Origin of the sequence: Gilliamella sp. Choc4-2 (assembly GCF_001690355.1) — a bacterium.
Taxonomy (GTDB): Bacteria; Pseudomonadota; Gammaproteobacteria; order Enterobacterales; family Orbaceae; genus Gilliamella; species Gilliamella apicola_A.
Genome location: NZ_LZHG01000012.1, coordinates 1 through 15,620, shown reverse-complemented (window position 1 = coordinate 15,620; position 15,620 = coordinate 1). Strand labels below are relative to the sequence as shown.

General features: G+C 31.9%; 7 protein-coding genes. All 7 read right to left on the bottom strand.

What is annotated here, in order from left to right:
* Positions 1–13: 13 nt before the first annotated feature.
* The 7 genes from A9G34_RS01920 to A9G34_RS01890 all read right to left on the bottom strand — a co-directional run bounded on the left by A9G34_RS01920 (position 14) and on the right by A9G34_RS01890 (position 15,342).
* Positions 14–3,961, bottom strand: a complete 3,948-nt coding sequence (locus A9G34_RS01920; RefSeq protein ID WP_065568720.1) for a calcium-binding protein — start codon at positions 3,959–3,961, stop codon at positions 14–16.
* A gap of 31 nt (positions 3,962–3,992) precedes the next feature.
* Positions 3,993–7,814, bottom strand: coding sequence for a beta strand repeat-containing protein (locus tag A9G34_RS01915; protein ID WP_065568719.1), 3,822 nt, complete (start codon positions 7,812–7,814; stop codon positions 3,993–3,995).
* Between the two features lie 26 nt (positions 7,815–7,840).
* Positions 7,841–9,118: an HlyD family type I secretion periplasmic adaptor subunit gene (locus tag A9G34_RS01910; protein ID WP_080715837.1), complete on the bottom strand. Its 1,278-nt coding sequence runs from the start codon at positions 9,116–9,118 to the stop codon at positions 7,841–7,843.
* 52 nt (positions 9,119–9,170) lie between these two features.
* Positions 9,171–9,737 (bottom strand): hypothetical protein, encoded by a 567-nt coding sequence (locus tag A9G34_RS01905; RefSeq protein WP_034943157.1) that lies wholly within the window; start codon positions 9,735–9,737, stop codon positions 9,171–9,173.
* A gap of 18 nt (positions 9,738–9,755) precedes the next feature.
* On the bottom strand, positions 9,756–11,153 hold the full coding sequence (locus A9G34_RS01900) for a TolC family protein (protein ID WP_034943158.1): 1,398 nt from the start codon (positions 11,151–11,153) through the stop codon (positions 9,756–9,758).
* 95 nt (positions 11,154–11,248) lie between these two features.
* Complete coding sequence (locus A9G34_RS01895) at positions 11,249–12,691, bottom strand: MotA/TolQ/ExbB proton channel family protein (RefSeq protein WP_065568718.1); 1,443 nt, start codon at positions 12,689–12,691, stop codon at positions 11,249–11,251.
* 341 nt (positions 12,692–13,032) lie between these two features.
* Entirely contained in the window at positions 13,033–15,342 is a 2,310-nt protein-coding gene (locus A9G34_RS01890; protein WP_065573969.1) for a DNA internalization-related competence protein ComEC/Rec2, read from the bottom strand.
* Between the last annotated feature and the right edge of the window lie 278 nt (positions 15,343–15,620).

Sequence of the window (15,620 nt, the reverse complement as noted above, 5' to 3'; positions counted from 1 at the left end):
AGATATTTAATACCTATACATGATTCCAAGTTAATGTATGGGTACCGTCAGTCCACTGATCAATTCCTGCAGCAACTTCAGTATGAACCCATGTCCCCATGCTATCAAGGATTTGAAGCGAATCAGCGCTATCTGTATCAAATTGGATATTATTATTATCCATATTTTTAAACAGATCATCAATATTAACAATAATAAAATCACCATTAACATTATCTTTAAAATTGAACACATCTATATGTCTAAATAAGCTATTATCAAATGTGGTAAAATCAAAGATTCCTGAACCTACACCCTTTGCTTTTGATACTGCATCATTGCCTAAGCCACCATCAATCAATTTGTATTTAGTTAAATCAGAAAGTGATTTGAATTGGAAATCATCATTTTGGTTAGTTCCTATAATATTAGCGATAAAATAAATTTGATCATCGCCCAAATTACCTTTATGAACTTTACCTGCTGACATATCAACTTTAATAGCTTCACTTATTAAGTGATAATCCAAAGTTGTCGTACCAGAAGCTGCATTATGACCATTAACGATTTTATCATTACCTGCACTTCCATAAACAATATCATTACCATCTCGAGTATAAATTTGGTCATCTAAATGACTTCCATAAATGATATCGCTGTTATCAGTACCAATTATTGAATAAATATTGTTAAGCGAATCTACTCCATTATATCCATTGTTAGAAACCTTACCTGTTTCTAGGTTAGCTACGACACCTTGCCCTGTTCTGACCGAAGAGTAATCTACAACAGCATCTGAACCTACACCAGTTAATTTATTATTTCCTGCACCTCCAACTAAAAGTCCCTTTCCAGTTAGAGCATCATCGTATTGTGAGCCTCTAATGTGGTTGATTCTAGAGATTTTATCATGTCCACCAAAACCATTAGTTGCAGTACCATTACCATTTTCATCTAAAGTAACTATAACACCTTGGTTACCTGAATCATAAAAAATCCAATCATCACCACCACCACCATCAATAATATTATCGCCGCCATTTGCACGAATATGATCATGTTGAGAGCCACCAATAATTCTATTACCTATTGATTTATTACCGTTAATTTCTGCACTACCACTTGTCATTAACATAACGTTAGTAATACTGTTCATGCTTACCTTACTACTGCCTGTAATGATTTGGTTTTCAAGATCTATCATATAACGACCAGTCATGGTATTTGACAATATGATAGTATCCTTTCCACCATTCCCATTTATTAAAGTTGTACTTTTATCCAATAAAAATATATCATTGTTAGCCGTACCAACAAACTTTGTAAAGGCATTATTGGTGAAAGTATCCTCATACTGTTGACCATTTATAACTTTGATTACTTTACCGTTGACAGCATCTACTTTTATTCCATCACCTTGGCCAACGTTATTTGAATAACGACTATAATCTAATGTGTTTGTTCCACCTGCTTTTGCAATAATCTCATCATTACCTAATGATCCATAAATGATATTATTAAAACCACCACCTAGTGTTATTTTGTTATTTTCTGCATTACCTTCAATAACATCATCAAATGCTGAACCAACAATATTTTCGATATTTTCTATAATGTCTTGTCCATATTTACCATTCTGTTCTGAGCCATTTTTATTAGCGATATTATTTTGTAAGCTAACATCAATATTACTATTAACGTTACTATAATCTAATGTATCTATACCTACGCCACCATCGTAATGATTATTCATACTACCTTTACCCACTATAATATAATCATTACCATTACCAGTGCTTATCTTATAGTCAGTATTATCGTTTAAGGTAAGATGATCATCAAAATTTGTAGCAATAATGCCATTAATACCGACCAATTGGTCTGTACCACCAAAGCCATTTGAGTAAGCTCTCTGTGTTTTTAAATTTATATTAATTGCAGAAGTTGCCAAACTATAATCAACGGTATCATTATCCATCCCACCTATATAAGTGTTATAACCTTTACCTGCAATATAAATATTATTTCCTGATTCGCCATGAATTACAGCACGGCTTGTTGTATCACCATTAATTTTGAATATATCATTACCTGCTCCGCCATAAATAGTCATACTACCATTTGCTGTTACAAATAAATCATCGTAATTACTTCCTATAATTGTTTGAATATTTTTAAGAGTATCTTTTCCACCGAAGCCATTAGCTTCGACTTGCTCTACACTATTCGCTAAATTAACGACAATTCCATTGGTTGCATATTCATAGCTTGCTGTTACATTACCCCCATTACCACCAATTAAGGTATTATTTCCACCCATTCCAATTAAAGTGTCATTTCCACCATTACCAATAATAATGTTATCTTTATCATCACCTTTTAATATGTCATCAAAATGCGTACCAGTAATATTATTAATATTTTTAACGGTATCATTACGTCCCATACTATCAGTAACAGATCCTTTAGTTAAATCAACATTAATACCCTTGGCTGTTGTTTCATAACTTAAGGTGTTAATACCCTCTTTACCATCAATATAATTAGCATTCCCACCTCCAACGATGAAAACATCGTTGCCAGCGCCGCCAATGAGTTTATTATCAGTATTTAAATCTCCAATGAAAGTATTATTACCATCATTACCAACAATATTTTGAATATTCTTGAGTTCTTGATTCGCAGCACCTGAAACCATATTAGCATTTAAATCAAAAATTAAATCCCCTTTTACTTTAGAGTAATCAACAGTATTTACACCTGCACCACCATCATAAATATCCTTGGAATTACTGGCAATAATTACATCATCACCCGCACCACCAATGACATGTACATTATTAGGCTTACTTGATAAGAGAAGGTTTCCATCCATATCAACAATCGATGAAGGAGATTCGACAATAGAAAAATTAAAATTTTCTGTTTTTGTTACACCATTTTTATCGGTATAGGTAACATTCACACCAAATTTATTAATCTGATTTTCAGGATATAAAAGGATAGCTTCATTTGGTAATAAGCCATACTTATCACCTTGAGGAGTACCTCCTTTGATAATTTCATATCCCTGAGGAAGCCCAGTTATGCTATCAATAGTTTGCGCATCATCAAAAGAAATAATACGAAGAATTTTACCCTCTTGAATATAGTTTCTATTTGTAACATCGATAGTCCAGTTAGCATTTTCTGTCGAAAGATCAACAACAGTATTTGAATATTGTTCACTAGCACCATCGGTTGTTCTAGCAGCTAAATTACCACTACCTACCTTTACAACATGTTGAGCACCATCAATTAGCCCTTCCCATTGATAAAGTTTGACTTTTGGGGGTTCTGGTGCCAAATTCTCACTTGACTGTGGTTTTACTATTGGTGCTACACCATCGATATTAGATTCGTAATTTGATGAATCGGAACTCGAAGATGATGTTGAACTTTTCTTAAGCATTATTGTAGAATTCGGCGATTTGAGTTTGTTAAGTGTTATCTCCATATCAATATTCATCATTTCATCCAGCGATGACTCAACATCAGCAGTCGACATGTCAGCACCACCACTACTATCAATAACCACAAAATTATCAGTCATATTAGTTGTGACATCGACAGTTTTATCCTCGGTGCTATGTGCGTTTTGTTCATCATCTTTAGTAACATTATGATCGGGAACATTTGTCTCAATAATATTTGGAGAAGTTTCTTCCACATGTGCTAAGCTTAAAATATCATAAGAAGTTAGCTTTTTCCCATCATTAAATGCAAGAGAAAGAACTCCACCATGAAAAGAGGCTAATTCTGCCCCCATTGTTAAGATTAATTTACGCCCATCACCTGTTGTAATAATTAAATCAGGACCATTAATTGATAAAACTATATTATCCTTTTCCCATGATGCGTTAATATTATTATCTTTAAATGTAAATGGGATCACTGAAAAAGCTGAGTCTGACGGTGTCAATGCTGTATTTGTATTACTCATAAACTTATCTCATTTCTTACTTTATTGTGATTTAAACGCGATTAACTACTAATTCATTTGTGCCGTCAGTCCACGTTTCTGTAGAACCACTTGTTGTATGACTCCAAGAGGAGGAATTAATTACGGCTAAATTATCATTACTATCTAAGACAAATTCTACTTTGTTCTGATCCATATTATTGAACAGGATTGATAAATCAATAGAAATATTATCCGTTTTACTATCATTAAATTCAAAACGTTCAATGTTTTTGAAAATAGTTTGAGCATGCGATCCAAAAGAGAAATTGCTTGATTCGCCTGATTTTTTAACTATGTCTTGACCTAATCCACCATCAATTATTTTGTAATTATTTAAGTCTTTTGATGAAGATATTTTAAATACATCGTTTTCATTAGTACCAATAATATTTTCGATATTTTTAAAAGTATCTTTACCATTGCTACCATTATTACCTTTAAAAACTGTACCAGCTTGAATATCCACTTCAATTTTCGTATTACTTAATTCACTATAATTTAAAGTGTCATTGCCATTACTACCGTCATATTTGTCGTTACCTTCGCTACCATAAAACATATCATTTCCAAAACGTCCTGTTATGATATTATCATTTGCGTTACCACGAATAACACTATGATTTGAACTAGCGGTAACATTATTAATGTTAATCAGCGTATCGATTCCTTTTGCTCTATTACCTTTTTTGATAGCTGTCCCAGTTGTTAAATTGATATCAACAAATTCCGCATGATAATAATCAACTATCGCATTACCTATACCGTCGATTGTATCATTGCCAGATAACGTTTCAATTTTTCCACTCGCTTTGATGTAATCATCATAATTAGTCCCTATAATTCTGTTGATATTCTCGATTGTATCAACACCACCATAGCTATTTTGTGTTGCCATACCCGTCCCTGTTTCATCAAGCGAAATTACTAGACCTTGACCTGTTTTTGATTCCATATAAGATATGAGATCGGAACCACCCCCACCAATTATGTAATTACTTCCCCCCATAATATAGAAAGTGTCGTTTGAAGCCCCTCCAACAAACTTGGTTACTCCAGTTGTTTTAGTGTAACCTACATTGCCGTTAATATTTGAAAATCTCACTTCATCAATATTATTTATTTTATGTTGATATAGTGTATCTTTATTCCAATAATCAATCTCTTTTTTATTAAGAGATGCTAAAACTTTTCCTGAAATGTTACTGTAATCAATGGTATCATGGCCTGCACCACCATCTATTTTTTGAAAACCAGTTGATGCAAAAAAAGTATCATTACCACTTGAGCCAACAAAATTGTTAAAATTTAAGAAGCTATCTACACCTGAATTTTTACTAACTTCACCAGTACCGATATTAACTTTCACACCATTAGTTAAATTATCATAACTTAATGTATTATCACCTGCTCCGCCATCGATAGTGACATTGTCTATACCACCGTGAATAACATCATCATAGTCGGATGCAATAATTTTTTGAATATTAGTTAACGTGTCCTTACCACCAAAACCATTATTCGTTACGTTACCAGTTAGCAAATTTATATCTAAACCAGTAATTGCATTACTATAATTAACAGTATTAGTAAAACCCGCACCGTTACTTCCACCATTAATTACGTTATTACCATAACCAGCAATAAAAGTATTGTTTCCTAAACCACCATCTATAGAATGATCACCATTACCTAAAATAAAATAATCGTCATGATTAGAACCAACTACCTTATTAATATTTTTTAAAATATCAATACCATAAAAACCATTTTCAAATGCAACTCCCTGATCAAAATCCAAAATTACTCCAGTAATTGCCGATGAATAATTAACGATATCGTTTCCTATTCCACCTAAATAATTATTAAATCCCACACCAGCAAAATAAATATTATTACCACTATTACCACTTAAAAATGTAATACTTGCATCATTACCGGAAATATGGAAAATGTCATCTCCTGCACCACCATCAATTATAGTTGTCCCTACACCTGTATGGAAAATATCATTATGGCTACTTCCAAGAATATTTTGAATATTGATAAGTGTGTCTTTACCACCAAAACCATTTTTAATAACTTGTTTATCAGAATTTCTTAAGTCAACGTTTATTCCTGACTTTGCGTCAGCATAACTGGCAGTATTATTTCCTTCACCGCCATCAAGAATATTGTCCCCCCCCATTCCTGATAAAACATCATCACCTTTGCCGCCATTTATCTTATTATCTTGATCATCGCCAATCAGTACATCGTTAAATAAACTTCCTATAATATTTTGTACATTAGACAAAGAATCTGAACCACCATTTCCATTATTAAGTGCGATGCCTTTAGATAAATCAACCGAAACTCCACTCGCCGCAGCTTCATAATTGATGGTATTTTCACCTTTTCCACCATCAACAATATTGTTTCCACCGTTACTAATAATTACATCGTTGCCATCACCACCAACTAATTTATTACTATTTGTTAAATGTCCAATTAAAGTATCACCATTATTACTACCAACCACATTTTGAATATTTTCTAAGGTATGATGGGTATTTTTTGAAGTACTTTCACCTTTATTCAAATCAATAATTAATGATTCTTTTAGTTGACTATAATTTACTGTATTTGTTCCCTCACCTCCATCATAATGCCCATTCTGGTAACCAGCAAAGATGGTATCGTCTCCACTACCTGCAGTAATATCAACATGGTTTTTAGATGAAGCTAGTTGAAAATGTCCTTTACTATCAACGATAACACTAGGATTATTGGAAACATCGAAATTTGCTTCTTCTGTTATATTTTGCCCATCATTATCAACATAGCTGAATGAAAGGTTGAAGGTAAAATTTACTCCTTCAGGATATAAAATTAGAAATTGATTTGATTTTAAACCGTACTGTTTACCTAGAACAGAATCACCTGTAATTATTGTCATATTACTAAGTTCACCTGTTACAGAAGTAACAATTCTAGCATCATCGACTTCAATAATGCGACCGATTTTCCCGATAGGAATCATATCAGTATTATTTACATAAATTGACCAATCTTCCGTTTCCTCCGATAGATCAATATGAACCTTTTTATATTGTAATGCAAAATTATCAGAAGATGCTGCTTCATCATTGCCAGTTCCACTCATCCAAGTTTTTGTTGTTTGATCAACAACAGATTTAATCTGGAATAGCTTAATTGCCGGAATTTCGACTGCATCAGGTTTTTTATCAACATGGCCTTCATTGTTCTCAATCATAAGCGGCGCTTCTGCAATAAATTTTTCTGGTAATGATTCAGCTGTATCCGATGCTGAAACTAAAGAACTATTCTCTGATACATTTACGTCAATTTCTTTAAATGATGGAGAAGATTTTTTAGATATCATTTTTTCAAGTTCTTCAGTACTATCTTCCTGTTGTTGTAATTTACTTTCAAGATTTTCAATCTCTATAAATTCAACAACTTCATTTGCTAGCGACTCTACTACTTCTATATCATCTTGCCCTTTTAACTCAGATTTTGTATCAATAGGAGATTCATTATTTTCAGTAAATTTAGGGGCTGTATTGATAAAACTGGCTTTTGATATTATTTCATCTGAATTTATAGTTACACCATCTTTAAACTTGAACGTGAAAATATTTTGATCTAACGATGCAAATTTAGCTGCTAAAGGTAATATTAATTTTTTATCACCAGACTGAACAATTAAGTCAGTACCATTAATTAATAACTCAACATCTTTATAGTTAACAGGAATATAATTATCTGCATATGTTGCAGGAACGACGGCTATTTCCGGAGATGCTGGTATTGGTAATTGATTATATGACATCTATTTACATCCATTCATTTAATAAGTTAAGGTTCAGAAAAAATAAGAGAACTATTTGACAATAAAGGTTTTAAAAAGTACTCAAGTAATGTTCTTTTTCCAGTAAGCAGGTATGCATCAACGCTCATCCCTGGATACATTGTAACATTATATTTTTCAGCTGGAACTTCAATACTTACAAGATAATAACGCCCTATATTTTCATCAGATAAAGCATCAGCGCTGATAACAGAAACTTTGCCTTCTAAGGTATTAGCATATGAAACATCAAAAGCACTTACATGTAATTTTGCGACCATATTTTCCCAAATGCGATCACGATCCTCTGGTCTTACTCTTACTTCAGCAATTAAAGGAACTTTTGATGGTGCGATTTCAACAACCTCTCCACCTTGCCTAATAACTGCACCTTTATGAGCAACAAAAAGGCGCTGAATAACTCCATCAACGGGGCTTACAATTTTAGAGTTTTCTCGTCTTTCTTCACTAGCTGTTTTTAATGCATCAACACGACTTAAATCAGTATTAACTTGAGTTAATTGTTTTTGTACATCAGATATAAAATCTGCTTGAATCTGTTCATATCTTGCTTCATATTCTGAAAGCTCACTATTTAGTCTTGGTATTTTAAGTCTAGCTTCATTAAGGGCAGTTTGAATTTGTTGATATTCAAGTTTTTTCTGTAGTAAACTTCCTTGAGCCGCTGCACCTTTAGTCACCATAGTTTTATAAAGCTGAACCTCTTGTTTTGCTAATTCTGCTTGTTTGCTAAGATCATCAATCTTGGTTGCCAACTCCAAAATTTGAGCTTTTTTCTGTTCAACTTGAGCGCTATTAACCTGTTTTTGTGCTTGTAAAGCGACTGATCTCGATTCAAATAAACTCGATTCACTAGTGATGATTTCATCTAGGTATTTTTCTCCAGTAAATTGTGGTTCAAATTTTTCACCACTTAGTTCTGCATGTAATCGCTGAACTTTTACAAGCAATGCTTTGCGTTCAACCTCATTTTTAGCATAGCTTTCATTTACATAACTATTATCGACAATAGCAATCAACTGACCTTCAGTGACTTGTTGCCCTTCATGTACTAAAAGTTGTTGAATTACTCCCCCCTCTGGGTGTTGAAGTGTCAAGTTTCGGCTCTCGACTCTAATCACTCCTATTCCTTTTACAAGCACATCAACTTTAAATAGCGAGATCCAGATTAGAAATAAAATGAAAACAACTAATGTTCTACCTGCTATACCATCAGGCATATAGTTAGTTATCCTTTTTAGAATGTCTAAAGATTTATCTTCCATTTTCCTTCCAATTACTCTCTAATTTTCCTATGAGGGTTATTTATAATTTACACTACTGTCCTATTACTCTTGATTGATTTAGTGATTGTCCTTGACGTTGAGTAGTCGGTTCTGTTTTTATATCAGTACTATTTTCCCGTATATGTATTGAGACAAACCCAATATCACTCTTATTGACTGAAGAATTTTCTATCTTAACTTTTTGAATAGAAACCCCTTCAATCTGTAATATACTAAATACAGACAAACTACGATCATATTGTAGAGATAAAGAAACTCCCATTTGAGCATCATCTGATGAAGTAGCAAATATAACTGCTCCTTTATCCTCAATTTGATCTTTATGAAGCTTAATCCAATTTACCAATTCCTCTTTATTTTTAGCAGTTAAATAATTTTGGTTACGTAGAAATTCAAGACGTAACTCATCGCGGTAAAAAGGTTCATTATATACAAAAAATTGTGTAGCCACTTGATTACGCTCACGCAATTTAATACCAACATTTTGCTGAGCAATTATCATTAGTATTTGAAAAAGTAATGTTATTAAAAGATAAACAAGTAACAATACTGTCATCATATCTACATATGCTGGCCAGAAATGTGAATTTGATTTCATAAGACAATACCTTCTCTGTTAATTCAAGTTTAGTCTAGACATTCCAACCTCTAACTGATCAGCAAGAAGATATAGACCTAATGTTGAAAGATAATAATCATATAATGCAGATAATTTACTCACTTTAGCACTAAAATAGTCAGTTTCTACTGTTAATAAATCATTTAGATTACGCTGTCCTAAACGAAATTCATCCATATATAATTTTCTTGTTTTGCTTGCATCTTGTTCAGCTTTATATTGAATTCTGAAAGTATCTGCAGCATTAAGTGCATCTTCTACCAAATTATTTGATATTTCTTTAACATCACGAACAAGTTGATTATAAGATGCCATGCTATAAGTATGACGTGCAGTAGCCTGACCAATTCTAGATGTATTAATTCCACCATCTAAAATTGGCATGCTAACTTGTAGCGAAACTTTACCACCTATAAAGTTACCGTCTTTATCATCTGGATGTTGGAAAGGTTTAGTATAAGAACCTACCGCATCAACTGTCGGGTATCTCGCACTTTTGGCAACTTCAACTTCTGATCGAGCACTGTTTAATTGAGATTCAGAAGCTTTAATATCAGGGTTATTAACTAAAACACTTTCTAAAATTTCTTGAAGCTCTTCGCTACTAATAAAAGCCTCCTTTAATTTTAAACTTTTAGTGGGAACAGAACGCCCTAACAAAGTGTTTAATTCTTGGGTTGATTTCTTCAACTGAAGTTCAATTGATTTAGCCGCATTTTGAGCATTAGTTAACGCTAGTTGAGCTCTTATTGCTTCAGATTGAGGAGAAAGACCGCCGTTTACACGTACACCAATAGTTTTAACGAGATCTGACATTTCTTTTATATAATCTTGTGCATAACTCTTTTGTTGAGTATAACGGCGAATATTAAAGTAAGCTTTAATCACATTGAAAGATACTTTATTTTCTTCATATTCAGCAATATATTTAGCTGATTCGCGAAGCTGAGTTGCACTGTCTACACCATAACGAGTACGCCCAAAGTCAAGTAAATTATATTGAAGAGAAACTTGAGCTTGGGCGTATTCATCATTTGAGCGAGAAATAGAATTCATTCGATCAAATGAGTAATCACGAGTTTTCGCTAATACGTTTACCTTTGGGTAATAGCCAGCTTCAATTTCTTGAATTCGTGCATCAGCTTCTGTTAATTTAGAATTGGCTGACACAGTTCGTAAGGAATAGAATTGAGCAATCTCTATGGCTTCTTGTAAACTTAAACCGCTTGATGAAATATCAATACCATGTAATAAAGCAGTTGGTAGTTGTTTGCTTGCTAATAGCAGACTTTCATTAGCATCATAAGTTTTGTTCATATCAGGTTGTTCATGTTTAACAACACAGCCAATCATAAGAGAAGATAATACACTTAATACGATAATTTTACTTTTCACAACAAAAATCCATATAATGAATAACGATTAAACACAGCTTAGTTTTACTTTATTTCCACAAAATAGAGTTAACTAACTTAAGATAAAATATCATCTCAAGACTGAATAGATGCTCTTATAGATGTCATTTGACCAACACATTCAATCAGTGCTTCATTTTGTTGACGTATAGCTTTAACAACCGCTTCGGAATCACTCGTTTTAGTACGAGCAATAGATTCAATAGTTAATAGCTGTTGGCGAACACCTTGAATTTCAGATTGTAGCTCTACTAATGTTTTAGCAACTTCATTGAAAGAAGTAACTATCTGTAAGCGATCTGCGTTCATGCCCCCAATAGCTTCTATTAAAGCAACACGGCTTTGTTCCGTTGAGTTGCGAACATTATCGATAGCATTAATTGTTTGGTTCTGAATTTCAGAAATTTTAACAGCGTGATCATCAATTGCATTTAATGCATTATTTGCTGTCTCTAATTCAAATTGAATACTACGCAATATTGGTTGCTGACCTTCAATAGAACCCAATACTGAGTTAATACCAATTAATTCACTTTGAATCTGACCTAAAATTGATTGCATAGAATTAAAAGATTGATTTTGTGATACCACACTCTGCTCTTGTTTCTGAATAAGTTTATCAAGAAAATCAGCTAATTTATCTGTACCTTCAATTTGTTTTAATTGATTATTTTCAAAGGTTTTTTGGTTAGAAAGAAACTGATTAAATAAATCTAACAACGCAGCATTAAGACCATTATTCTGTATAGAAACGCCTGCTGCAGCCTCTCTTCCTACTATTGAACTTACAGAACCATTTTTTCCTGGAATTTGACCGATAAAATCATCAGCATGCGTTTTAGCCCAATCCTCCACCGAAAAGTAGATGTTATCAACAGTTGAACTTAATAAATGAGCAAATAACCCCATTATTAATGACCCCATCAGCCCTAGAAATGATGCCGTAAACGCAGCTGACATACCGCCTAAAGGAGCCGCAATTCCTCCTAATAGAGCTGAAAGATCGGAAGATCCAGAGGTAACAACATCCATTGATTCCCTTATACTTCCCATAGTAAGTATAAGACCAATAAACGTACCTAATAAGCCTAATCCAACAAGTAACCCTGATAAGTAATCGGCTCCAGATACTCGATGAGAAAAACTATCTTTTAACTTGTCTAAAATTGAGTTTCTTATTTCAGGTCCTTCATAAACCAGTTCAGAAATTCGTCCATTTAAACTTTTTACAGCCCCTTGAAAAGGGAATCTATCTAGTTTTTCAATATCATTTGAGGATGACGAGGATGCCATTCTTGTGAATTTATTCCAACTAGTCACACCTATCATTAATGAGATAGTAGAAAAAGAGATATAAATCACACCAATAATTTGCATTGAAACGATAGCAGTATTAATTATTACGTTATGACTAATAGCCTCTAAAACGTCTTCATAAAAATATGCAAAAGCTATAACTATTACAAAAAGGATCACTAAAATTAATCTTAGTGATCGTTTAACAGAATTCAACTTCACTTTATTCATCCTTAATCTAAACTAGAAAATTATTTATAATTTAGTTTTGATATAACTATTTTCTATTTTTTATAAAAAATTAAATTTAATCACTTTTTTTTGTATATTTTGATAAATGTACATTCTATTATCAATTAAATAAAAATCAAACTTTTTTATCAAAAAATATTTAAATGATTGTTAATATGAAATGAATTAGACGAAGAATCACTTATTAAAAACAATTTTAATTTTAAATTAATAATATTTTTTGATAACGTTTTTTCAATAAGATTTTCTTAAAATTGATAATTTACGCTTTAACTATAAATTACTTTACACTAATATCTAGTCTTTTATATTTAATAATTGTCTGACAAATAACCAAACCAATTATGATACCATCTCGGTCTATTGTGAGCTCGCATGGTTTTTAATTCCCATTTATTTTTATAAAAAAATAGAATTATCTGACCTGTTCTTGCTGTAGTATAGTAGTCTAGTTGTAAATCTTTATAGCGTTTAGCTATCTTTTTTGAAGGCAATTTCCATGGATTATAACGTGATGTGGAAGCCAATGAACTTTTGGGTTTGACATGATTTAAAAATGCATAACTTGATGAAGTATTGCTACCATGATGAGGTATTTGTAATATCGTTGATTCTAGTTGATTATGATATAAAGATACTAATTGATATTCCTGATTGTGTTCCAAATCACCGGTTAATAATATTGAAAATTTACCATCAGTTACTTGTACAATACATGAATCTTCATTTTCTGCATAATCAACCATTTTATTTGGCCAAAGCACTTTAAATGTTATTTCATTCCAGATAATGCTATTACCAGCCAAACATTGATAATTGTTATTTAGCTGTGTAGAAGAACTCATTAGCCATGAATTAGGATATATTCGTTGAAGCTCTTTTAATCCGCCAATGTGATCATTATGTTGATGACTTATGATAATACCTATAACATTTAAATCATGCTGCTGTAAAAACGGAATAATAATGCGTTCTGCTGCTGAACTTTTTTGCCAATTGGCTCCAGTATCATACAAAACTGCTGATTTACCATTATGAATAACAATAGCCAAACCATGACCTACATCTAACATATCAATCCTCCATAAATAATCTTGTTTTTTTAGTAACGGAGAGGTTAATATCATTAATATAATTAGAACAGTGATATTAAAGCGGTACAAAAATCCAATACGTATAATTATAATTGCAAATATACCGACAAAACTTAGTAGACAAAAGTTTGAAGGCGTATTTATCCATAAAAACTTCAAGGAATTTAAACAATAAAATAACCATTCTAGTGATTTTTCAGCAATCAACCAAAGCCAGAATGTAAGATTAGAACAGTTAACAAAACAAGTTATTAATGCGAATAAAATAACAGGAAACGTTATTAGAGAGATTACAGGAATTGCAATTAGATTAGTAAATAATGAAACTGCACTTACACCTTGAAATAAAAAAAACTGAATAGGTAACAACAAAATTGTCAAACTAAATTGTAGATGCAATAATCTAATAATATACCAGCGTTTTTTATGTTGTATGCATTTAGATAAAGGTATCCATTCATAAATAAAAATTAAGCTAATTACGGCATAACACGATAACCAGAAGCTTTCTGATAAAATCATTAATGGATCAAAAAGCAACAATAATGCAATAATTCTATTAATCTTTTGCCATTTACTTATTTGCTCATACTTATAACGCAGATAAATCCAAATTGTTAATGCTAATATTGCACGTAAAGCAGGAGGATTTAAACCTGTAAGCCATGCATAAAAAACCGCACATAACCAACCTATCATAATTGGTATATAAAAATGCATAAAACGCTGGGGTATTAAAAACATTTTTACTTTTACTAAAAAATAACTAATACCGAAAACAATCAAGATGTGCATACCTGATATTGCCATTAAATGTGCAACCCCTGTTTTCATCATGATGTTACGATGATCATCATTAAGTTGAGATCGATCACCGAAAGCAAGCGCGATTAATATACCGCGATAAGTAAATAAATTAATATAAGGTAAAACATTATCTACAATACTTTGGCGAATATCGATTTTACCATCTAATAAATTAGCTTGGATTATTTTAGCAGTTAATAAATTTCGATTAACAATTGCAAAACGTTGACTATCAAATGAGCCCTCATTTAAATAGCTATGTACTACTTTTGTTTTCAATTTTAATTGCCAAATTTGGCCAGATTTTGGAATTTCTGACATATCCCAATAAATTGAAATTGGCATATTTGTGGAAAGAGGATGATAAGTATTATTCAAAATGGAAAATTTTACATAATAAGGTTCAACTAATGTGACAAACTGTCGGGTATTGATACTTTCAACTTTAGCGTTCACAACTAATGTTTCATCAATAAGAGACTCGATATTTAATAAATATTGCTTAGAATAAGCTGTAGACCACAAAAAGCTTAAACCAAACATAACAACACAAATCCAACACTTTTGAAATTTGGATGGTAGTACTAATAAAATGATAACCAGTATTACTGCAATCAAATACCACTGGGTATCAGAAGGTAAATAAGACAAAAACATTAATGGTAAACAACCTAAAGATAACATAATTGCTTGTAAATCTAGTGAATTAATTTGCCTCATTGTTTCAAATACAATTTATAGAAATAACTTTAGCAAACCTATCATGTTATACTTTATAATAAGGTCTTTATTTTTAAATTTTCGAGCTAACTCTCAATATTATATATTTATTTGATATAAACATATAACTTACCTATAACTATTTAAAAATTAATCATAAATAAACTTGACGTTAAGATTTTAATCAATGAAAAAGTTTAATAATTTTGAAAATTAGAATGCAGCAACTACTTTAAATATCTTAATTTTACTAATCTTAATAAACTAAAAAACCTTTG